The sequence below is a fragment of the Achromobacter sp. ACM03 genome (assembly GCF_014851665.1).
GTDB lineage: Bacteria > Pseudomonadota > Gammaproteobacteria > Burkholderiales > Burkholderiaceae_B > Achromobacter > Achromobacter aegrifaciens.
The window spans coordinates 34,225-55,540 of sequence record NZ_JACVAD010000006.1 but is presented as its reverse complement, the minus strand read 5'-3'; the positions used below and the strand labels follow the sequence as shown (position 1 = coordinate 55,540).

Here is a 21,316-nt window from a genome sequence, read left to right as displayed (position 1 = left end):
GCGCAGCGTGGGGGCCCTTTCCCTGTTATTTGCGCATGAACGAGGGCAGCACGTCCGGCGGAATCGGGCAGACGTAAGGTTGCCCGCGGCGCGTCTCCATCAGTTCCTCCTTGGCGCGCGCCAGCGCCTCGGGCTGCGTGTACAGATCGGCGGCGGTCGCCGCGATGATCTTGGCCGCGTGCACCATGCCCTTGTGCGCCATGGACATCTTGCCCTGCGCCACCATCTGCCAGGAATGGAACGGCGTGCCGTAGGCGTAGCAAGCGCCCCAGCATTGCGCGGTGGGCGCGACCCAGCTCACGTCGCCCACGTCGGTGGAACCGTAGGTGATCTCAGCCTTGCCGGGCTCGTAGGGCGCCACGCCGGCAAACAGCGGCGTGGGATTGCGCAGCACCGCGCCCAGGTTCTTGCCGGCGTTGTCGATGTCGTCCGTAGAGATCGCATCCCACATGCGGCGAGCGGCCTGCTGCTCGCCCGCGGTGTAATCGGGACCCTGCAAGGCCAGCATGTTGGCGTACATGATCTGGTTCAACACGCCGTTGGGAATGTAGTTCGAGCAGGCTTTGTCGAACACGATTTCCAGCTCGCAACCCGTCATCAGCGCCGCGCCACGCGCCACGTTCTGCACGCGCTCGTATAGTTCGGACGCCTGCGAATTGATGGGTGCGCGCACCAGGTACAACACTTCGGCGCGGGCCTGCACCACGTTGGGTGAAATGCCGCCGCTGTTGGTCACGGCGTAATGCACGCGCGCATCCGGCACCATGTGCTCGCGCAGGTAGTTCACGCCCACGTTCATCAGCTCGACCGCGTCCAGCGCGCTGCGGCCCAGGTGCGGCGAATTGGCCGCGTGCGCGGCAACGCCGCGAAAACGGAAATAGGCCTGGATGTTGGCAAGCGAGGACTGGTGGAAGATCCCGGTGTGCGATGCGGGATGCCAGGTGAGCGCCGCATCCACGTCGTCGAACAGGCCCGCGCGGGCCATGAAGGTCTTGCCCGAGCCGCCCTCTTCGGCCGGACAGCCATAGAAGCGGATGGTGCCGGGCAGGCCGTTGGCCTCCAGGAATTCCTTCACCGCCACTGCCGCAAAATGCGCGGCCGTGCCCAGCAGATGATGGCCGCAGCCGTGGCCGTTGCCGTTCGGCGTTTCCGGCGAAGGCTGGCAGGCGTAGGCGCCGCTCTCCTGGCTCAGGCCCGACAGCGCGTCGTACTCGCCCAGGATGCCGATCACCGGGCCGCCGTTGCCGGCCTCGGCCACGAAGGCGGTGGGAATGCCGGCGGCGTCGCGCGTGACGCGGAAACCCGCTACTTCCAGCATCGCGATGTGCAGCTCGGCGGACTTGTGTTCGTCGTAGCGCAGTTCGGCCAGGCTCCAGATGCGGTCGCTCAGTTCCGCGTAGCGCTCGCTGCGCGCGTCGATGAACGGCGCAAGTTTATCGATGGCACCCATTGTTTCTCCTGTGGCTGTAATGGCGGGGAAAAAACCGGTCAGGTCACTCGTCGAGCTTGATGCCGGCAGTTTCAATGATTTTGCGGTTGGCGGCCAGCGTCTGCGCGATGCGCTCGGCAAAGGCTTGCGGCGTGCCGGCGTCGGGCTGCGCGCCCATGCCCGCCAGGCGCTGCACCAGCCCAGGCTCGGCCAGCGCACGCACTGCGGCCTGATTCAGGCGCTGCACCACGGCATCGGGCGTACCGGCGGGCACGACCAGGCCGAACCAGGTCTGGCCCAGCGCGTTCAGCTGCGGATAACCCAGTTCCGTCATGGTCGGCAGGTCCGGCATGTCAGGCATCCGCGCGGGCGCCGACACGGCGATGGCGCGCAGCTTGCCGGCCTTGACCAGCGATTGCGCGGACGCGTACTGGTCCTGCTGCACCTGCACCTCGCCGCCCACCGCGGCGGTCAGCGCCGGCCCCATGCCGCGGTACGGCACGTGCAGCACATCGACCTTCAGATCGGCATTCATCGCCGCCAGATTCAGGTGGCCAAGCGAACCGACGCCGGGCGAACCATAGGAATACTTGCCCGGATGAGCCCGCAGCTCAGCCAGGAACTGCGCAAAATCCTGCGCCGGAAACGCCGGATTCACCATCCACACGACCGGCACCGTCGCCACCGAGGCCACTGGTTTGAGCTGCGTTTCGGGGTTGACCCGCTTGGTGCCGTACAGCAGCGGATTGACGGCCATGGTGCTGACCGTGGCCATGCCCAGCGTGTAGCCGTCGGGTTCGGCCCGGGCCACCGCCTCGGTGCCGAGCAGGCCGCCCGCGCCGGCGCGGTTCTCCACCACCACGCTCTGGCCCAGTTCCTTGCGCAGGCCCTCGGCCACCGCGCGGGCCAGCGCGTCCGTGGACCCGCCGGGCGCGAACGGCACGATCAGCCGCAAGGGCTGGGAGGGATAGGCATCCTGGGCGGCGGCCAGGGACGAAACACTGAAAGTTACGGCGCAAACCAGCGCGTGCAGCAGACGGGACTTCATGGACCAGCCACTCCTGGGGAACGGGAAGCGATGTAAGGGATCGCTGCATTGTGTCCAGGGCATATCCTTATTTCAAATACATTAATGCGTGGATATATTCGTATTTTGAATAGCTTCCCTCCCCGAGCCATGGACGTCGCTCCCGCCACCCTGCTGTCCCGCCTGCTCGCCAAAGGCCGCCTGCGCCACCTGCAATTGCTGGCCAGCATCGCCGACCTCGGCAGCATTCAGCAGGCGGCCAGCCATATCGGCCTGAGCCAACCCGCGGCCACCCATGCGCTGGCCGACATCGAAGATCTGCTGGGCGTGCAACTGTTCGAGCGCCATGCCCGCGGCATGCGCACCACGCGCAGCGGCCAGCTCATGGCGGAGTGCGCCCGCAGCATGCTGACGACGCTGCGCGCTTCCACCGATTCGGTGGCGGCCCTGCGCCAGGGCGCCACGGGCAATCTGCGCCTGGGCGCCATCCCGGCAGCCACGGGCGGCCTGCTGGCCGAGCGCTTGCCCGCCTACATGAACGCGCGGCCCGGACTGCAAGTAGAGGTGGTGGAAGGCAGCCGCGAGCAACTACTGCCGCAAGCCGCCAGCGGCAGCCTGGACATGTTGCTGTGCCGGCGTCCGGAAGCCGTGCCCGCCGGCCTGGAATTCGTGCCGCTGCAGGAAGACGCGGCGGTGATCGTGGCTGCTGCCGGCCACCCGCTGCTGGATCCGGACGACGCCCCCACGCAGGCGCAGGTGGCATCCCAGCTATGGATAGAACCTCGCCCGGAATTGGCCATCCATGCGGTCTTCAAGGCCTTCTTCGAACGCGCCGGCGTGGTGCCGCGGCTGTGCCGGCTGAGCAGCGCCGCCCCGCCCATGCCGCTGCTCATCGCCGTCATGCAGGCGCAGAAGGCCTTGGCCATGGTGCCGCAGACCCTGGGCAACTGGTACATGCAGCACGGACATTTCCAGCGCGTGCGCATCGAATCGCCCGGTTCATTCCAGCCCATCGGCGCGATCGTGCGCGACCAGGGACCGGGCCGCGACTTCCTGGACTGGCTGGCGGCCGGGCGCAAGGCCAGCTGAGCCAGCCCGGTCTTCAGCCTATGTCGCCGCCCGCCACATACATGATCTGCCCGGTGATGTAGGACGCCTCGGGCGCCGCCATGAAGCAGATCGCCGCGGCGACTTCCTCGGCCTGGCCCAGGCGGTCCTGCGGCGTGTCGCGCAGGCAGGAGGCATACATCTCGCTGACCCAGGCGGCTTCCTGCGCGGATGGCGTCTCGTGATTGCGCGGAATCGCGCGCACGCCGTTGTCCAGCGCGCCCGGCGACACGCAATTGACACGCACGCCCGACTTCGCCAGCTCCAGCGCCATGCAGACGGTGGCGGCGTGCACGCCGCCCTTGGAGGCCGAATACGGCACCCGGTAGATGCCGCGCGTGGCGTTGGAACCCACGTTGACAATGGCGCCCGCGCCCTGCGCCCGCATCACCGGTATGACTTCACGGCAGGACCACAGCGTGGGCCACAACGAACGGTTGACCTCGCGCTGCATCTGCTCCGGCGTGTATTCCCAGAACGGCCGGGTCCAGATCGTGCCGCCCACGTTGTGCACCGACACGTCGATGCGGCCGTTGATCTCCAACGCGGCGCGCACCATGGACTGCGCGCCCTCATGGGTTTCCAGATCGGCCTGTGCGAAGCTCGCACGTCCGCCCGCGGCGCGGATCTCCTCGGCCACGGCGGCGCCCTGCTCCTCCGCCCGGTCCACCACGACCACGTGCGCGCCTTCAGCCGCCAGGCGCCGGGCCGTTGCCCGGCCCACGCCCTGGGCGGCGCCGGTGACCAGGGCCACCAGGCCCTCGAAGCGTAGATGTGTGCTCATGCTTGTATCGTCCTTTGCTATATCAATGGGCCGCCGAAAGCGCGCCGTCCGGCCGCGCGTGCTTGAGCTTGAGGCTCAGCACCGCCAGGGCCGCGACCGCCAGGGGTATCGCCAACGCGATGAAGAATCCCGACGGTCCGCCCCAGGCCAGGAAGCTGCCGCCGATGGCCGAACCCGCGATCGCGCCCGCGCGGCCCATGCCGATAGCCCAGCCGGTGGCGGTGGCGCGCAAGGCGGTGGGGTAAGCGCCCACGACCAGGTAGTTCAGTGCAATCTGCTGACCACCGATGCCGAAGCCGGCCGCGCCGACCAGGATGAAGACCAGCGTCCAGTTGTCGCCGGCCTGGCTCAGGCCGACGGCCACCACGATGCCTAGCGCGAACATGCCGCCAAGCAGCCTCCTCGTGTTGACGCGCGGCAGCACGAAGGACAGCGGAATCGCGCAGATGATGAAGACGGCGTTGACGATGACCGTGCCCATGGGCGCCTGCTCGGCGGGCAGGCCCGCGGCCTTCAGCACCGTCGGCAGCCACGACAGCAGCATGAACCACGCCACCCAGTTCAGCAGGTACACCGCCCAGATCGCCACGGTCTTGGCGCCGTGGCCATCCGAGAACAAGGCGCCGACGCCGGCGCGCGCGACGGATTCCTCCGGCACGGTGAACTGCGTGTCGGCGTCCAGCTTGCGGCGCGAGATGGCCGACAAGACGCGCGCGATGTAGCGCTGGCTTTCCGGATCGCGGCGCGTGGCCTTGAAGTACAGCGACTCGGGCAGCATCAGAAAGGCGACGGCAAGCAGGACCAGCGGCGCCAGGCCGCCCACGATGAAGATGCCTTCCCAGCCGATGACGGGCAGCATGCGGGCGGCCAACAGGCCGCCCAGCATGGCGCCGGCCGGCAGGCCCAGCAGCACGCCGGTCATGATGGCGCCGCGCAAACGGGCCGGACCGTACTCGGCGGCCAGCGCCAGCAGCACCGGCGTGCAGCCGCCCATGCCCAGGCCGGCGATGAAGCGCAGCACCAGGATATGCGTGGTGTCGGTGGCCCAGGCCGTCGCGAGCGTGGACAGGCCGAACAGGGCCAGGCCCAGCATGATGGCCGGACGGCGGCCGATACGGTCGCCGATCAGGCCCAGGGTCATGGCGCCCACCGTCATGCCGACGATGCCAGCGGTCAGGATGGGCGCCAGCGCGCCCGCCTTCAGATCGAAGGCGGCCAGGATCGCCGGCCCGGTGAAGGCGATCGCCTGTGTGTCGAAGCCGTCGAACAGCGCGATCAGAAAGCACAGGATCAACACGCGCCATTGAAAGGCGCCCAGTCGTTCCTGGTCGATCAGCGTCGGAATCGACCAGCTGGAAGTCGCGGTCATGATGGTTGTCTCCATGGCGCGGCCGAACCCGGCCTCGCGCCTGCGCGTTGTTCTAGGTGATTTGGGGGAAAAAATGGCGGCGCCGCTTGCGGGCGCCGCCCGGGCATCGGTCAGGCGGTGGCGCGGTCCATGCGGGCTTGCGGACGGGCCTCGTCGGCGTCCAGCGCTGGCTGCAGCACAAAGTCGAAACAGACGCGCGTGAACGGCGCGTTCACGCCCAGGCTCTCATAGCCGGCGGCCGGCGTATTGGGCTGCAGTTCGACCACCAGGCCGTCGCGCGTGGCGAAGGCGAAGTCATCGTCCAGGAAGGTGTCGCCCGGGATGTTGACCTGCGTGGTCAAGGTGCGCTGCCCGTCGGCCGCCACCAGGAAGTGGATGTGGGCCGGCCGGTTGCCATGGCGGCCCAGCGCCCCGAACAGTTCGGACGTGGGGCTGTTCGGCGGAATCGCGTAGCCCGGCGGGATGAAGCTGCGAAAGCGGTAGCGGCCTTGCGCGTCGGTCTTGATCTTGCGGCGCAGGTGGTAGTCCGCCTGGTCGGGATCGAAGTGCGAATAACGCCCCAGCTCGTTGGCGTGCCACACGTCCACCAGCGCGCCGGCGACGGGATTGCCGTCCACGTCACGCACCTGCCCTTCCATCACCAGCACCGTGCCGGCTGCGGGATCCTCGTCCAGGCGGGCTTCGCCGTCGGACAAGGGCGCGCCCGCGATGTAGAGCGGTCCCTCGATCGCGCGCGGCGTGCCGGCGGCGCGGCCGGCGGCCTCGTCGGCCTCTTCCTCGCGGATGTCGATCAGGCGGTCAAAGCCCAGGCCTGCCGTGATCAACCCCAGTTGGCCGCTGCCGCCCAGGCGCGCAAGCCAGTCCACGCCCGCCCAGAATTCATCGGGCTTGATGTCGAGATCGTCGATCGCGCGGAACAGGTCCGACACGATGCGCTGCGTGATCTGCCGCACGCGGTCGTTGCCCGGATTGACCTGGGAGCTGTTGACCAGATCCAGTAGTTGTTGCTGGGTATATTCAGCCATGATGCGTCTCCTGCTTTTTGGAATGATCGGGAAAGTGATGGGTCAGGTCGCAGCGGCCTCGCCGCGGCGGCCGAAGTCGACCGTGGCGGGCGTCAGGCCCGCCCTTGCGCGGTCAAAACGTTCCAGCCGTTTTTCGTCGACGACGACGCCAAAGCCGGGGCCGTCGGGAAGGTGGAGTTCGAAGTCGCGCACGGTCATGGGCTGCTCGACGATGTCGTCGACCAGCAATTGCGGGCCGAACAGTTCGCAACCGTGGTGCTGGTCGGACAGCGTGGCGAACACGTGCGCCGACGCCGCGCTTCCCAGCGAGGTTTCCAGCATGGTGCCGCCGTACCAGCCGATGCCGGCCGCTTGCGCCACGGCCGCGACCTCGCGCGTGCGCAGCAACCCGCCGTGCTTGGCAACCTTCAGGGAAAACACATGGCAGGCGCGCTGCGCGGCCAGCATGTAGGCGTCCTGCGCGGAGCACACGGTTTCATCCGCCATGATCAGCGCGGCCGAACCCAGCGACTGCGTCGCTTCGCGCAGCGCCTGCACGTCCCACTTCGCCACGGGCTGTTCGATCAGGGTCACGCCGGCCTCCACCAATTGCGGCAGATAGCGGCGGGCGGTGTTGCCGTCCCAGGCCTGGTTGACGTCCACCGTCATGTCGGCGCGGCCGTCCAGGCCGCGCGCAATGCGCGTCACGTGTGCCACATCGTCCGCCGGACTGCGCGCGCCGATCTTGAGCTTGAAGAGGCGATGGCGGCGCGCCTGCATCATCTGCTCGGCCTCCTCCAGATCGCGTTGCGAATCGCCGCTGGCCAGCGTCCAGGCCAGCGGCAGGCGTTCGATGCGCTTGCCGCCCAGCAATTGCCAGGCCGGCACGCCCAGGCTGCGCGCCACGGCGTCCAGCAGCGCCATCTCGACCGCGCTCTTGGCGAAGGTATTGCCCTTGCAGACCGCATCGAAGCGGTTGAGGTGTTCGGCGAATCTGCGCGCATCCGCGCCGGCCACGGCGGGAGCCAGGTAGTTCTGGATCGCATGCAGGATGGTTTCCGGCGATTCCTCGTTCCACGACGGGCCGCCTATCGTGGCCGCTTCGCCAAAACCGCAGGCGCCGTTGGCTAGCCAGAGCTGCACGATCACCGGGCTTTGCCGGTTGATGGCGCCGAACGAAAACTTGTGCGGCCGGATCGTCGGGATGTCGACGATTCTTGCGTGGATGCGCTCGATGCGCCAGGTGGCATCGTCTGCCGTGATCGGAGCCGGGGTCGAAACGGATGTCATAAAGCCTGAAGCCCTGCGTGAGTGATGCGGCAAGGTTAGGGCTCGGCCGGTTTTGCATCCAATGATTTATATTGCATTTATCATTCGATATGGTCGAACGATACACTTACAATCATCGACCGCCCAGACCGGCATAGCGCCAGGAGCCCCTCGATGGAATTGCGCCAGCTGCGCTACTTTCTCAGCGTCGCCGACACCGAGCACCTGACCCGCTCGGCCGACGCCCTGCACGTCACCCAATCCACCCTGTCGCATGGCCTGCGCCAGCTGGAAGAAGAGCTGGGCATGCCCTTGTTCGACCGCATCGGCCGGGGGCTGCGCCTGTCGCAGGCGGGCCGGGTGCTGCGCGACCACGCCAGCCGGGCGCTACAGGAAATCGAAGCCGGCAAGATGGCGCTGGCGGATCTGGCCGGCCTGCAGGCGGGGTCCCTGACCATAGGCGTCATCCCCACCTTCCTGACCCATTTCGTGCCGGACGCAGTGGCCGGGTTCAGCCTGGCCTTTCCCAAGGTCCAGATCCAGGTGCGCGATCTGCGGGCTGGCCCCATTGAAGACCTGCTGGTCAGCGGCCAGCTGGACCTGGGCATTTCATTCCATCCGGCGCTGCGGGAAGAAATCGAGGCGCAACCCCTGTTCGACGAACGCCTGCAGGTCGTGGTTGGCAGAAACCACCCGCTGGCCTCGCGGCGCAGCCTGCGCATGCGCGATCTCGCGGGTGTGCCGCTGGCGCTGCTGCCGCGCAGTTTCGCCACGCGCCGCATGATAGACGCGGCCTGCGCCCAGGCTGGGCTGACGCCCGACGTGCGGGTCGAAATGGAGTCGGTGGACGCCTTGATCCACCTGTGCCGGCAGGGCGAACTGGCGACCATCGCCGCCGAGCATGCGGCGGGCGCGGCCGGATCGGGGTTGAAGAGCATCGCGCTGACCGACCCCACCACCATCCGCCGCGCGGCCATCCTGTGGCGCAAGGAAGCCTCGCGCAGCCGCGCCGCCCAGGAGTTCGCCGCCCGGCTGCTGGACGCGGTGCAGCGCCTGCCTGGCGCGGCAAGCGCGAACCGCCCCTGACACTGCGGCCCCCAAAAAAAACGCAGCCCGAAGGCTGCGTTTCTTTGTAGCCGCGCAGCCAAGCTGCGCCATGCCATCAGACGGCGGATTCGCGCGCGGCGCGCTTGCGCTCGTTTTCCAGCAGGAAGCGCTTGCGCAGACGGATCGACTTGGGCGTGATTTCCACGAGTTCGTCGTCGTCGATGAATTCCACGGCGTATTCCAGCGACATCTGGATGGGCGGAACCAGGCGCACGGCTTCGTCGGTGCCCGAGGCGCGCACGTTGGTCAGCTGCTTGCCCTTGATGGGGTTCACGACCAGGTCGTTGTCGCGGCTGTGGATGCCGATGATCATGCCTTCGTACAGCGCATCGCCCGGGCTCACGAACATGCGGCCGCGATCCTGCAGCTTCCACAGGGCGTAGGCCACGGCGTCGCCGTGATCCTGGCTGATCAGCACGCCATTGCGGCGCTCGCCGATCGAGCCTTCCTTGATGGGCGCGTATTCGTGGAAGATGTGGCTCATCAGGCCGGTGCCGCGCGTCAGCGTCAGGAACTCGTTCTGGAAACCGATCAGGCCGCGAGCCGGGATCAGGTATTCCAGGCGGGTACGGCCGCGGCCGTCCGGCTGCATGTCCTGCAGGTCGCCCTTGCGGCGGCCCAGCTCTTCCATCACGCCGCCCTGGTGGGCGTCTTCGACGTCGACGGTCAGCGATTCGAACGGCTCGCACTTCACGCCGTCGATATCCTTGAACACCACGCGCGGACGCGACACGGCCAGCTCGTAGCCTTCGCGGCGCATCGTTTCCAGCAGAATGGTCAGGTGCAGTTCACCGCGGCCCGACACCTCGAACACCGTGTCGTCGCCCGTGTCGCGCACGCGCAGCGCCACGTTCGACTTCAGTTCGCGGTCCAGGCGGTCGCGCAGCTGGCGGCTCGTCACGAACTTGCCTTCGCGGCCGGCCAAGGGCGAGGTGTTCACCATGAAGTTCATGGTCAGGGTGGGCTCGTCGATGCGCAGCATCGGGAACACGTCCTGATTGGCGGTGTCGGTCACCGTGCAGCCGATGCCCAGCTCTTCGATGCCGTTGATCAGCACGATGTCGCCGGCTTCGGCTTCGTCCACGACGATGCGCTCCAGGCCGTGGAACTTCAGCACCTGGTTGATGCGGCCGCGGCCGCCCTGGCCTTCAGGACCGAACTTGTAAGCCACTTCCATGCCGGGACGCATGCGGCCGCGGTTGATGCGGCCAACGCCGATCTTGCCAACGTAGCTGTTGTAGTCCAGCGAGATGATCTGCATCTGCAGCGGACCATTGGGATCGTCGTCGCGCTGCGGCACGTGTTCGAGGATGGCTTCGAACAGCGGGCGCATGTTGCCTTCGCGCACTTCAGGATTCAGGCCGGCGTAGCCCGACAGGCCCGAGGCGTAGATCACCGGGAAGTCCAGCTGCTCGTCGGTGGCGCCCAGCTTGTCGAACAGGTCGAAGGTGGCGTTGATGACGAAATCGGTGCGGGCGCCCGGACGGTCGACCTTGTTGACCACGACGATGGGCTTCAGGCCCAGGGCCAGCGCCTTGCGGGTCACGAAGATGGTCTGGGGCATGGGGCCTTCAACCGCATCCACCAGCAGCAGCACGCCATCGACCATGGACAGCACGCGCTCGACTTCGCCGCCGAAGTCCGCGTGTCCCGGGGTGTCGATGATGTTGATGTGCGTGCCTTCGTATTCGACGGCACAGTTCTTGGCCAGAATCGTAATGCCGCGTTCTTTTTCCAGGTCGTTCGAGTCCATGACCCGTTCGGTCAGCGCCTGGTTTTCGCGGAAGGTGCCGGATTGGCGCAGCAGCTGGTCGACCAGGGTGGTTTTACCGTGGTCCACGTGGGCGATGATGGCGACGTTGCGCAAGGCGCGAGTCATAGCGAGTCCTTTAAGGTCAGGGTGGAGGGCAGCAAGCCCTCCGGCAATTCGTTCAATGCAAGCAATGCCTGCTTGGGGTCTGGCATGGCCTGCAAGGCATCCAGCGCAACGGCGCGTTCCAGGGAAAACGGCCCGACGTGCGTGCGCCGCAGCGCCGTCAGGTGGGCGTAACAGCCCAGCACGCGCCCGATGTCCTGGGCCAGCGTCCGGATGTATGTGCCTTTACTGCATGCCACATCGATCTCTGCCTCGGTTCCGTTCAGGGACAGCAGTTCGATGCGGTAAATCGTGATCTGGCGCGGCGGCCGTTCCAGCTCGATGCCGGCGCGCGCGTACTCGTACAAGGGCTTGCCGTCGCGCTTGAGCGCGGAATACATGGGCGGAATCTGCTCGATCGTGCCCGAGAAACGTGACAGCGCATCGCGCAGCGCCTGCTCATCAACGGTAAAGCCCGGCTCGGCGGTGGACACGACATTGCCGGTCAGGTCGCCGGAGTCGGTTTCGGAGCCAAATTGCAGCGTAGCGCGATATGCCTTGTCGGCGTTGAGCATCGCGCCGGAAATCTTGGTTGCGCGCCCCATGCAGCACACCAGCAGACCGGTGGCGAAGGGATCCAGCGTGCCAGTGTGGCCGGCTTTTGCCGCGTCCATGGCGCGTTTGGCGCGTTGCAGGGCGTGGTTGCTCGACAAACCCACGGGTTTGTCGAGCAACAGCACACCGTCGAGCGTAAGCCCGCGTCGTTTAGCCATCGTCGGAATCCGGTTTAAAGCAGTGACGACAGCCCGATCAGGACTGGTCTTCAGGTTCGTCGGGCACGCCCGAATGCGGGCCGGGCCGGTTTGCGCGGTCGATGAGGATCGACATTTCGATGCCACGGGCGATCTGCTCGTCGTGGAAGAAGCGCAAAGTGGGGACAGTATGTATGTGCAGCAGCTTGTACAGCTGGGAATGCAGCCAACCGGCTTTTTCGTTCAGCAAGGCGGTCGCGGCTTCGGGCTCGGCGCCCAGAACCGTGAAATACACCTTGGCATGCGCGTAGTCGGTCGACAATTCCACACCAGAGAGCGTGATCAGTCCAGCGCGGCTCGTGTCGATCTCGCGCTGGATGATCCCGGCCAGATCCTTCTGGATCTGGTCGGCCAGCCGCAGATTGCGGCCGGGGATGGCTTTGGACTTGTGACGGCTCATTAGAAAAAATGCCTCGCGGTCGCCTTACAGCGTACGCGCGATTTCCTTGATTTCAAAGACTTCCAGCTGGTCGCCCACCTGGATGTCGTTGTTGCCGCGCAGCGTAAGGCCGCAGTCGAAGCCCGACTTGACTTCCTTGACGTCGTCCTTGAAGCGGCGCAGCGAATCGAGCTGGCCGGTCCACTGGACCACGTTGTTGCGCAGCAGGCGGACTTGCGAATCGCGACGCACCAGGCCGTCCAGCACCATACAACCGGCGATGTTGCCGATGCGGGAAATGCTGTAAACCTCGCGGATCTCGACCAAGCCGATGACTTCTTCCTTTTTCTCGGGCGCCAACATGCCCGACATGGCTGCCTTCACTTCATCCACGGCGTCGTAGATGATGTTGTAGTAGCGCACGTCGATGCCGTTGTTCTCGGCCAGCTTCTTGGCGCTGGCTTCGGCGCGGACGTTGAAGCCGATGACGACGGCGTTCGAGGCGATGGCCAGGTTGATGTCGCTTTCCGAGATGCCGCCCACGGCGGCGTGCACGACCTGCACGCGCACTTCGTCTGTCGACAGCTTGACCAGGGACTGCACCAGCGCTTCCTGCGAACCCTGGACGTCGGTCTTCACGATCAGGGCCAGGGTCTGCGTGCCCTCGCCCAGGTTGTCGAACATGGACTCGAGCTTGGCGGCCTGTTGGCGGGCCAGCTTGACGTCGCGGAACTTGCCCTGGCGGAACAGCGCGATTTCGCGCGCCTTGCGCTCGTCGGACAGCACCATCAGCTCGTCGCCAGCGGCCGGCACTTCGGTCAGGCCCTGGATTTCCACGGGGATCGACGGACCGGCTTCCTGGATGGGCTTGCCGTTTTCGTCCAGCATGGCGCGCACGCGGCCAAAGCTTGCGCCGGCCAGCACCACGTCGCCACGGTGCAGGGTGCCGCTTTGCACCAGGATGGTCGCGACCGGGCCGCGGCCCTTGTCGAGACGAGCTTCGATCACCAGGCCCTTGGCGGGCGCGTCGACGGGAGCCTTCAGTTCCAGCACTTCGGCCTGCAGCAGCAGGTTTTCCAGCAGATCGTCGATGCCTTCGCCGGTCTTGGCCGACACGGACACGAACGGCACGTCGCCGCCGTATTCTTCCGGCACCACTTCCTCGGCAACCAGTTCCTGCTTGACGCGGTCGGGGTTGGCGGAAGGCTTGTCGATCTTGGTCATGGCCACGACCATCGGAACGCCGGCGGCCTTCGCGTGGTGGATGGCTTCGCGGGTCTGCGGCATCACGCCGTCGTCGGCCGCGCAGACCAGGATGACGATGTCGGTCGCCTTGGCGCCGCGGGCACGCATGGCGGTAAACGCCTCGTGGCCCGGGGTGTCAAGGAAGGTCACCATGCCGCGCTCGGTCTGAACGTGGTAGGCGCCGATGTGCTGAGTAATGCCGCCGGCTTCGCCCGCGGCAACCTTGGCGCGGCGGATGTAGTCCAGCAGCGAGGTCTTGCCGTGGTCGACGTGGCCCATGACGGTGACAACCGGCGCGCGCGGCAGTTGTTCGGCTTCCGACACGCTCGCGGTTTCGTCCAGGAAGGCTTCCGGGTCGTCCAGCTTGGCGGCGATTGCCACGTGGCCCAGTTCCTCGACCACGATCATGGCGGTTTCCTGGTCCAGCACCTGGTTGATGGTGACCATCTGGCCCAGCTTCATCAATTGCTTGATGACTTCTGCGGCCTTGACGGACATCTTGTGGGCCAGGTCGGCCACGCTGATGGTTTCCGGCACGTGAACTTCACGCGCGATGAATTCCTGCGGCGCCGGCTCGTTGCGGCGATCGTTCTGCTGGTTGCGGCCGCCTCGGCCGCCCTTGCCGCCGCCCTTGCCGCCAGCGCGCCAGCCGTCGCGGCTGGCCGGGGCTGCCGGCTTGTCCGCGGGCTTCTTGCGCGAAGCGTCATCGGACCAGGTCGAAGCGACTTCGGCGGTCTTGATGGTCTTCTTCGCACCGGGAGCGGCGGGCTTGGCGTCCTTCTTGGCGCCGGGAGCGGCGCCCGGCTTGCCAGCCGGCTTGTGCAGCGTGCCGGAGATCGGCGCGGCAGCGGCGGGCGCTTCCGGTTCGGGAGCGCGCAGCACCTTGCGCGGACGGTTCAGCATCTCGCGCAGAGCGGCGGCTTCAGCCTCGGCCTTGCGGCGGGCCTCGTCGCGGGCCGCCGGCGCGGCGGAAGCCGCGAGAGGCGGGCCGGCGCGGCGGTTGTCCGCACGGTTGCCAACCTTGACGGCGGGCGCGGCGGGCTCGGGCTTCGCGGCGGTTTTGACGGGTTCGGACTTCGCGGCAGGCTGAGCCTGGGCGACAGGCGCGGCGGCCTGGGAGGAAGATGGTTCGGACTTATTGGCTAGCACAACGGGTTCCGGCTTGGCTTCTTCAGCCTTGGGCTCGGTGGATTCAGTCTTGACTTCGGGCTTGGCCTCTTCGGCCACGGGCTCGGCAGGAGCAGGCGCCGGCGTCGGTTCGGGTTCAGGCTGGGCCTGGACTTCGGCGGCTTTCGCCTCGACGGGAGCGGGCGCTTCGGCCGCGACGGATTCAACAGGCGCGGGCGCTTCGACCGGCGCGGGCGCTTCTGCAGCAACGGGCTCTTCCGCCTTGGCCGGGGCAATAGCCTCAGCCTGGACGGGAGCGGTCTCGCGAGGAGCGGCAGCTTCGGGTGCGACGGGCGCCGACACTTCCTGCGGCGCCGCTTCGGCGGCTGCCTCATCTTCGGCACGCGCGGACGCGGCCTGTTCCAGGGCGATTTCGGAGGGATCACGCTTGACGAACACGCGCTTCTTGCGCACTTCGACCTGGATCGTGCGCGAACGGCCGGTGGCATCCGCCTGGCGGATCTCGGACGTCTGGCGGCGCGTCAAGGTGATCTTCTTGCCTTCGGTCGCGCCGTGGGCGCGACGCAGCGATTCGAGCAATTTCGCCTTGTCGCTGTCGGTGACGGAATCGTCGACCGATTTGAGGTCAACGCCAGCCGAGCGCAGCTGATCCAGCAGCACATTGGCAGGCATTTTCAGCTCGGTAGCGAACTGCGCGACGGTATTACTCGACATTAGGCTCTCTCTTCCCTATATGCAGCTATTACAAACAACGTGAACTCGCGGCGGCGGATATTCCGTCCGCCGCGGACCCGTGTCCTTTTGGTTATTCCTCGTCGAACCAATGGGCGCGGGCACGCATGATGAGATCGCTGGCTTCCTGCTCGGTCAGACCGGCGATTTCCGCCAGTTCGTCCGTCGCCAGTTCGGCCAGATCATCACGCGTATGCACTTGGCGCTCGGCCAGCTTGGCAGCCAGTTCGGGCGTCATGCCTTCGAGTTCGAGCAAATCCTGCGCGGTCTCAAGGCGCTCTTCCTGGGCGATCGCCTCGGTCAGCAGCGCATTGCGGGCACGGGCGCGCAACTCATTGATGGTGTCTTCGTCAAAGGCCTCGATTTCCAGCAGTTCCTGCATGGGCACGTAGGCGATTTCCTCGATACCGGTAAAACCTTCGTCGATCAGGATGTCAGCGACTTCCTCGTCGACGTCCAGCTTGCTCATGAACGTGGCGCGCAGGCCCGAACGCTCGACTTCCTGGCGGTTCAGGCTTTCTTCCGGCGTCATGATGTTGATCTGCCAGCCGGTCAGCTCGGAAGCCAGGCGAACGTTCTGACCCTTGGCGCCGATGGCCTTGGGCAGGTTTTCCTCGTCCACCACGACGTCCATCGCGTGCTTGTCTTCATCAACGACGATGGACTCGACGTTGGCCGGCGCCAGGGCGCCGATGACAAACTGCGCGGGGTCTTCCGACCACAGCACGATATCGACCTGTTCGCCGCCCAGCTCGTTGCGCACGGCGGTCACGCGCGAACCGCGCATGCCCACGCAGGTGCCGATCGGGTCGATGCGCTTATCGTATGCCACCACGGCGATCTTCGCACGCACGCCGGCGTCGCGGGCCGCGGCCTTGATCTCCAGCAGGCCCTGCTCGATTTCGGGGACTTCATTCTCGAACAGCTGGCGGATGAATTCCGGCGCGGTGCGCGACAGGATCACCTGCTGGCCGCGCGCGGCGTGGTCTACGCGCAACACAAAGGCGCGGACGCGGTCGGCCACCCGGAGGTTTTCCTTCGGGATCATTTCGGAACGCGGCAGGCGCGCTTCGATCTTGCCGGTTTCGACGATGGCGTCGCCCTTGTCCATGCGCTTGATCGTGCCGGACACGATGGTCTCGCCACGGTCCAGGAAGTCGTTCAGCACCTGCTCGCGCTCGGCGTCGCGGATCTTCTGCAGAATGGCCTGCTTGGCGGCCTGCGCGCCGATGCGGCCGAACTCGATGGGTTCGAGCGGCTCTTCGATGTACTCGCCTTCCTTGATGCCGGGGACGATTTCCTGCGCGTCCGACAGCATTTCCTGCTTGTCGGGCTCTTGCAGGCCAGCCTCGTCGGGCACGACCAGCCAGCGGCGGAAGCCTTCGTGATCGCCCGTGTCCCTATCGATGGCGACACGGATGTCCGCATCATCCTTGAAGCGCTTTTTCATCGCCGAGGCCAGCGCGCTTTCCAGCGCTCCGAACACGACGTCGCGCGTGACGTTCTTTTCACGCGCCAAGGCATCGACCAACAGAAGAATTTCGCGACTCATCGCTTTTTGCCCTTGAAATCCAGAACGGGATCCAGTTTTGCACGTTCGATATCGTCGACCGTGAAATTCAATACCTGGACGTCGTTCTTTTTTGCCTCAAATTCGAGACCGAACACGGTCTTTTGCATTCCAGCAGCCGCGTCGGAGGCTGCGGCGTCGTCTTCGGGCACCGTCAGGGTGCCGGCAAAGACCTTGCGGCCGTCCAATGCCTCGCGCAGCTTGATTTCGATGCGCTCGCCTGCGAACCGGCGGAAGTCGGCCTCGTTGCGCAGCGGGCGGTCGACGCCCGGCGAACCGACTTCCAGCCGCTTGTAGTCGACGTTCTCGACTTCGAACACCCGCGACAACTGGCGGGACACCTGTTCACAGTCTTCGATGCGCACACCGCCGACCCGATCGATCGTGACGCGCAAAAGGCCCAGGGCGGCACGCTCGACGTCCACGAGTTCGACGTCCATGCCGGCCAGAGCCTCTTTGGTCAATGCGAATAAATCAGCCATATACTCAAAAAAAATGGGCTGCACGCCCAGCCCACCGTATTGCACAGCGCCCAGCCGCCACCCTACTGCACGTAAGGAGCAATGCTGGGCAGTGCCCTATATTGCGACCTAAATTTGGCTTGCGCCGCCCCAGGCCATTAAGACCCGCCGCCCCAACCCGCAACCCGGGCCAGGCAGCACCAGGCGCAAAGTCCGATGCAAACTGCCAGCTCTTGCCGCCCCTGTATTTGCGTGCTTTTCCTTGCGGGCACGCAAAAGGCGACGGCGCGAAGCCATGAAAACCATTGATTTTACCAGATAAACTGGAAAAACGCCTGATTCGTCGCGGGCTTACGTTTATGCGGGACATATCCCGCGCAGCGGCGCGTCCGGCGCGCCGCCCGCAGGCCTTCAGCGACCCTGACGACCGCGCCCGCCCATCACGCCCAGACGGGATTCGTGCGCCGAAGCGCCGCGCGGCTGCCAGTCATCGCCGCGCGGGGACGACGAGGCATTACGGGGTGCGCGCGGCTTGCCGCCAGCGTTCGGCCCCTTATTGCCGCCGGCGCCGCCCGACTTGTTACCGCTACGGCCGCCACCGGCGCCTGCCGGCTTGCCGCCGCGACCGCTATTGCCACGCGCACCGGCAGGCTTGCCGCCAGCCGAGCGACGACCGCCAGCCGGCGCTTCCGCGACGTTGCCGCCGCCAGCCTCGACCGACACGGCATTGCCAGGCTGGCCGCCCGCCGCAGCCGCGCGCGGACCGCGCGGCTTGCCGCCGGACTTGCCACCAGGCTTGCCCCCGCCCTGCTTGCCGCCGGCCTTGCCGCCCGCCCCCGCTGCGGAACGGCCGCCGCCAGGCTTGCCGCCCTTGCGGTTGCCGCCAGCGCCTTCTCCCGACAGGGGATGGCCGTTGGCATAACCACCAGCAATCATCAGGCCCGTGCCAAAAGGATCCGACGGACACGCGGCCGCCTGGCCTGCGCTGCCCAAGCGACCGCCTTGCAGCTTGCCGCGGCGGCCGATGCGCGCGCCGTTCATGCCGTTGCGGTCCATGGTGCCGAAACCCGGGGGCAGCGCGCTGTCATGCGACTGCGGCTGCTTGGAGCGGCGACGGTTGCCGCCGGATTCATCGTCGTCGCGTACCAGGCCCAACTGGACCATCAAGGCCGTGACCAGGGAAGAATCCAGTTCTTCCCAACGGCCGCGGCGCAGCGTACGCGGCAGGACCACGTCGCCGAAACGGGTGCGGATCAGCCGGCTGACCGTGACGCCCACGGCCTCGAACATGCGGCGGACTTCGCGGTTGCGGCCTTCCTGCAGGGTGACGCGGTACCAGCGGTTGCTGCCGTCGCCGCCCAGGTAGTCCAGGGCGCCGAAGGCAGCCATGCCGTCGTCCAGCTCGATGCCGTCGACCAGCGATTGGCGCTGAGCCTCGTCCATTTCTCCCAGCACACGCACCGCGTACTCGCGTTCCGTGCCGTAGCGCGGATGCATGATGCGGTTGGCCATGTCGCCGGAGGTCGTGAAGATCAACAGGCCTTCCGTGTTCAGATCCAGACGGCCGACCGACAGCCACTTGCCCGTGCGCAGCTTCGGCAGGCGGGCAAAAACGCTTGCGCGGCCGCCCGGGTCGTCATGACTGACGATCTCGCCAGCGGGCTTGTGATACAGGATCACGCGCGGCGGCTTTTTCGTATTGACGCGCATGATGGGCTTGCCGTTGACGCGCACCTGGTCATTGGGCGCCACGCGCTGGCCGATATGGGCCGGCTCGCCGTTGACCGACACGCGGCCCGCAACGATCAGTTCTTCCATTTCGCGGCGCGAACCGATGCCGGCGTCCGCCAGCACCTTGTGCAGCTTGGGCATGACCGAATCGCTGTTCAGGTACTTGCCCAGACGCTGCTCCATGCGGTCAGCGGTTTCCAGGTACGACAACGCCTGCTCGGCTTCCTGCTCGGTGCCGCGCGACTCCTGCGGCTCGGCCTGAGGGGCGGCAGCCGCCGCGGGCTGCGCTTCGCCGGCCGGCGCCTGCTCGGCGGCGGTATCGCCGCGGCGACGGCGGAACGGCGTTCTCAGCTTGCGGCCCCTGCCGCGGGCTCCCGTCTCGCCTTCAGCCGCCGGCTCACGCGCGGCGGATTCCGGCTGGCCATTGGAAGCGGCATCATCCGAACGGGGATTGTCGTCCTGCATTGCTGTATTCGTTGTCACTGGGACAGCTCCGAATTTCAAACTTGGGTGGGCCTGCCTGCGGCAGGCTCGTCATCATCTGGGGACGCCGGCTGTCGGTCGGCCTCGGGCCGCTCGACGCCTGCCTCGTCCGATTCCGGAGAGGCGGCATCCGGGCCAGGCCGAACAGGATCGGCAAGACCGGAAGCGGGCTCATGCCCGGCGGCGTCAGGCGCCGCGGTATCGGTCTCGTCAATCGGGTCGGTCGGTTCCGCGTGTTTTGCGTTCTCGACGCTTTCCTTTGCAGCGCCGGCTTCTGGGGCATCGGCGGCCATATCGGAAATGTCGTTGTCAGCCGCATCGTCGGGAAAACCGGACGTGGCTGACGTATTGGACAAGCCTTCGGCTTGCTCCCGGACGGTGGATTCGTCGGCGGGATCCGCGCCTTCTTCTGTGCGCGAAAGCATGGATTCTACGCTATCGACGGGAGCGATGGGTACATCCTGTTCCGAAACAGACAATTCCGCAACCGGAATACTGACTTCGGACGCCTCACCCTCGCCTGCCGTAGCCGCAGGTTCGCCGTCAGGACGAGCCTCGGCTTCGCCGCCAACCTCGCCCTCGGCGCTCGCCTCACCCTCGACGCCCTCCGCAGCCTCGGCAACCGCTTGACCGGCAGCTTCGGCACCATCGGTGGGCGCATCCTCGGTGGCGGGCGCTTCGCCGCCCAGGACCTGCTGCACTTCACCCAGATCCAGCCCGGCGAGCGCGGCGGCGGCCTGCGCGGATTCCAGCGCCGGCAATTCATCCAGGGCGCGCAGGCCCAGGTCATCGAGAAACTGGCGCGTCGTGCCGAACAGCGCCGGACGGCCCGGCGCGTCGCGGTGGCCGATGACCTCAATCCAACCGCGGTCCTCCAGCGCCTTCACGATCTGCGAAGACACGGTGACGCCGCGGATATCCTCGATGTCGCCCCGCGTCACCGGCTGGCGCCAGGCCACGATGGCCAGCGTTTCCATCACGGCGCGCGAATACTTGGGCGGCTTTTCCGGATTGAGGCGCTCAAGGTAGCGCTGCATGCGCGGACGGCTCTGAAAGCGCCATCCGGTGGCCAACTGCACCAGCTCCAGCCCGCCATCGGCCCAATTGGCCTGCAACGTTTCCAGAAGCGTGCGCAATGCGCTGTTGTCGAATTGTTCATCGTCCCCGAATAGCTTGCGCATATCGGACAGTTGCATCGGCTGCGCCGCGCAAAGCAGCGCGGTTTCCAACACGAGTATTGCCTCGCTATCGTTCATCGACATTCAAATTCAAAAAGGGCTAACTTGCGCTAGGTTGAAAATAAGGCTACTATTCATTTCTCAGACGCGGGGTGGAGCAGTCTGGCAGCTCGTCGGGCTCATAACCCGAAGGTCGTAGGTTCAAATCCTGCCCCCGCAACCAAATTGATTCAGGCCTGGCGATTTCGCCGGGCCTTTTTCATTTGCGGCGCCGGAAAAAATCCGCAGATCCAGCAAACCCGGCTGCACCGACGTGCGCAGCACGGCAGCCCAGGCACCCGCCGCCGCACCGGCAGCCTCGGCGGCTCGCCAGCAACAGACTGCATGGGTTTGCGTAGTTCTCACTGGATTCCTGTGTTTACCGCCATGCGCCCCGGATAGAGATACCCCGGACATGTGCCGAAACGACCGCGCCAATCGGGATTGAGCGGGATGCCTGCCGCGCCCCGCGCAGCAAACACTCAAGCAAATTCTGGAAAAGCCGGCACAAATCGCCAGCCAGCCCGCGGAGCACGCCGGCAACCCGGCGCCGCCTTCCCGCGGCAATCGATATCAAGGACCTGAATCATCAAGGTTCGGGCGCCAC

The 21,316-nt window shown here is 66.3% G+C and carries 16 protein-coding genes and 1 tRNA gene; 3 read left to right on the top strand and 14 right to left on the bottom strand.

The genetic code is table 11. The features are described from left to right. Nucleotides 1–25 precede the first annotated feature (25 nt). Together IB257_RS23835 and IB257_RS23830 are read right to left on the bottom strand one after the other, a co-directional pair. Nucleotides 26–1,450, bottom strand: coding sequence for a M20 family metallopeptidase (locus IB257_RS23835; RefSeq protein ID WP_054451003.1), 1,425 nt, complete (start codon nt 1,448–1,450; stop codon nt 26–28). Between the two features lie 43 nt (nt 1,451–1,493). Then, nucleotides 1,494–2,477, bottom strand: a complete 984-nt coding sequence (locus IB257_RS23830) for a tripartite tricarboxylate transporter substrate binding protein (protein ID WP_082400683.1) — start codon at nt 2,475–2,477, stop codon at nt 1,494–1,496. A gap of 129 nt (nt 2,478–2,606) precedes the next feature. On the opposite strand from IB257_RS23830, the gene IB257_RS23825 reads away from it, so the two are divergent. Next, nucleotides 2,607–3,545: a LysR family transcriptional regulator gene (locus IB257_RS23825; RefSeq protein ID WP_192492909.1), complete on the top strand. Its 939-nt coding sequence runs from the start codon at nt 2,607–2,609 to the stop codon at nt 3,543–3,545. 13 nt (nt 3,546–3,558) lie between these two features. On the opposite strand, the gene IB257_RS23820 is transcribed toward IB257_RS23825, so the two are convergent. The 4 genes from IB257_RS23820 to IB257_RS23805 form a co-directional block, all read right to left on the bottom strand. Further along, complete coding sequence (locus IB257_RS23820) at nt 3,559–4,347, bottom strand: 1,6-dihydroxycyclohexa-2,4-diene-1-carboxylate dehydrogenase (RefSeq protein ID WP_054451000.1); 789 nt, start codon at nt 4,345–4,347, stop codon at nt 3,559–3,561. 22 nt (nt 4,348–4,369) lie between these two features. After that, complete coding sequence (locus IB257_RS23815) at nt 4,370–5,716, bottom strand: MFS transporter (protein ID WP_054450999.1); 1,347 nt, start codon at nt 5,714–5,716, stop codon at nt 4,370–4,372. Nucleotides 5,717–5,826: 110 nt separating this feature from the next. Next, nucleotides 5,827–6,741 carry a dioxygenase gene (locus tag IB257_RS23810; RefSeq protein WP_175214004.1) on the bottom strand — a complete coding sequence of 305 codons (915 nt, stop codon included), beginning with the start codon at nt 6,739–6,741 and terminating at the stop codon, nt 5,827–5,829. Nucleotides 6,742–6,783: 42 nt separating this feature from the next. After that, nucleotides 6,784–8,010, bottom strand: a complete 1,227-nt coding sequence (locus tag IB257_RS23805; protein WP_054450997.1) for a muconate cycloisomerase family protein — start codon at nt 8,008–8,010, stop codon at nt 6,784–6,786. A gap of 153 nt (nt 8,011–8,163) precedes the next feature. Here IB257_RS23805 and cynR point away from each other — a divergent pair, with 153 nt between their 5' ends. Beyond that, nucleotides 8,164–9,075 carry a transcriptional regulator CynR gene (gene cynR / locus IB257_RS23800; RefSeq protein ID WP_192492908.1) on the top strand — a complete coding sequence of 304 codons (912 nt, stop codon included), beginning with the start codon at nt 8,164–8,166 and terminating at the stop codon, nt 9,073–9,075. A 76-nt stretch (nt 9,076–9,151) separates the two neighbouring features. On the opposite strand, the gene typA is transcribed toward cynR, so the two are convergent. The 8 genes from typA to scpB form a co-directional block, all read right to left on the bottom strand. Continuing rightward, complete coding sequence (gene typA / locus IB257_RS23795) at nt 9,152–10,975, bottom strand: translational GTPase TypA (RefSeq protein ID WP_054450995.1); 1,824 nt, start codon at nt 10,973–10,975, stop codon at nt 9,152–9,154. Next, complete coding sequence (gene truB, locus IB257_RS23790; RefSeq protein WP_054450994.1) at nt 10,972–11,724, bottom strand: tRNA pseudouridine(55) synthase TruB; 753 nt, start codon at nt 11,722–11,724, stop codon at nt 10,972–10,974. The genes typA and truB overlap by 4 nt, the downstream gene beginning before the upstream one ends. 37 nt (nt 11,725–11,761) lie before the next feature. Next, entirely contained in the window at nt 11,762–12,163 is a 402-nt protein-coding gene (gene rbfA / locus IB257_RS23785) for a 30S ribosome-binding factor RbfA (protein ID WP_054450993.1), read from the bottom strand. A 24-nt stretch (nt 12,164–12,187) separates the two neighbouring features. Then, nucleotides 12,188–15,229 (bottom strand): translation initiation factor IF-2, encoded by a 3,042-nt coding sequence (infB, locus tag IB257_RS23780; protein ID WP_054450992.1) that lies wholly within the window; start codon nt 15,227–15,229, stop codon nt 12,188–12,190. Nucleotides 15,230–15,320: 91 nt separating this feature from the next. After that, a complete protein-coding gene (nusA, locus tag IB257_RS23775; protein WP_054450991.1) occupies nt 15,321–16,799 on the bottom strand; it encodes a transcription termination factor NusA in 1,479 nt (492 codons plus the stop codon). After that, nucleotides 16,796–17,299 (bottom strand): ribosome maturation factor RimP, encoded by a 504-nt coding sequence (gene rimP / locus IB257_RS23770; protein ID WP_054450990.1) that lies wholly within the window; start codon nt 17,297–17,299, stop codon nt 16,796–16,798. Before rimP ends, nusA begins: the two co-directional genes overlap by 4 nt. Nucleotides 17,300–17,689: 390 nt before the next feature. Next, entirely contained in the window at nt 17,690–19,474 is a 1,785-nt protein-coding gene (locus IB257_RS23765; protein ID WP_054450989.1) for a pseudouridine synthase, read from the bottom strand. Between the two features lie 35 nt (nt 19,475–19,509). After that, nucleotides 19,510–20,754, bottom strand: coding sequence for an SMC-Scp complex subunit ScpB (scpB, locus tag IB257_RS23760; protein ID WP_054450988.1), 1,245 nt, complete (start codon nt 20,752–20,754; stop codon nt 19,510–19,512). A 62-nt stretch (nt 20,755–20,816) separates the two neighbouring features. Here scpB and IB257_RS23755 point away from each other — a divergent pair. Continuing rightward, nucleotides 20,817–20,893, top strand: a tRNA-Met gene (locus IB257_RS23755). The last annotated feature ends 423 nt before the right edge of the window (nt 20,894–21,316 follow it).

Excerpts from the sequence above, each read along its gene's own strand:
- IB257_RS23810 (WP_175214004.1), bottom strand. The coding sequence starts at position 6,741 with ATGGCTGAATATACCCAGCAACAACTACTGGATCTGGTCAACAGCTCC.
- IB257_RS23815 (WP_054450999.1), bottom strand. The coding sequence starts at position 5,716 with ATGACCGCGACTTCCAGCTGGTCGATTCCGACGCTGATCGACCAGGAA.
- IB257_RS23830 (WP_082400683.1), bottom strand. The coding sequence starts at position 2,477 with ATGAAGTCCCGTCTGCTGCACGCGCTGGTTTGCGCCGTAACTTTCAGT.
- scpB (WP_054450988.1), bottom strand. The coding sequence starts at position 20,754 with ATGTCGATGAACGATAGCGAGGCAATACTCGTGTTGGAAACCGCGCTG.
- IB257_RS23835 (WP_054451003.1), bottom strand. The coding sequence starts at position 1,450 with ATGGGTGCCATCGATAAACTTGCGCCGTTCATCGACGCGCGCAGCGAG.
- IB257_RS23825 (WP_192492909.1), top strand. The coding sequence starts at position 2,607 with ATGGACGTCGCTCCCGCCACCCTGCTGTCCCGCCTGCTCGCCAAAGGC.
- IB257_RS23765 (WP_054450989.1), bottom strand. The coding sequence starts at position 19,474 with ATGCAGGACGACAATCCCCGTTCGGATGATGCCGCTTCCAATGGCCAG.
- IB257_RS23820 (WP_054451000.1), bottom strand. The coding sequence starts at position 4,347 with ATGAGCACACATCTACGCTTCGAGGGCCTGGTGGCCCTGGTCACCGGC.
- cynR (WP_192492908.1), top strand. The coding sequence starts at position 8,164 with ATGGAATTGCGCCAGCTGCGCTACTTTCTCAGCGTCGCCGACACCGAG.
- typA (WP_054450995.1), bottom strand. The coding sequence starts at position 10,975 with ATGACTCGCGCCTTGCGCAACGTCGCCATCATCGCCCACGTGGACCAC.
- IB257_RS23805 (WP_054450997.1), bottom strand. The coding sequence starts at position 8,010 with ATGACATCCGTTTCGACCCCGGCTCCGATCACGGCAGACGATGCCACC.
- truB (WP_054450994.1), bottom strand. The coding sequence starts at position 11,724 with ATGGCTAAACGACGCGGGCTTACGCTCGACGGTGTGCTGTTGCTCGAC.
- nusA (WP_054450991.1), bottom strand. The coding sequence starts at position 16,799 with ATGAGTCGCGAAATTCTTCTGTTGGTCGATGCCTTGGCGCGTGAAAAG.
- rbfA (WP_054450993.1), bottom strand. The coding sequence starts at position 12,163 with ATGAGCCGTCACAAGTCCAAAGCCATCCCCGGCCGCAATCTGCGGCTG.
- infB (WP_054450992.1), bottom strand. The coding sequence starts at position 15,229 with ATGTCGAGTAATACCGTCGCGCAGTTCGCTACCGAGCTGAAAATGCCT.
- rimP (WP_054450990.1), bottom strand. The coding sequence starts at position 17,299 with ATGGCTGATTTATTCGCATTGACCAAAGAGGCTCTGGCCGGCATGGAC.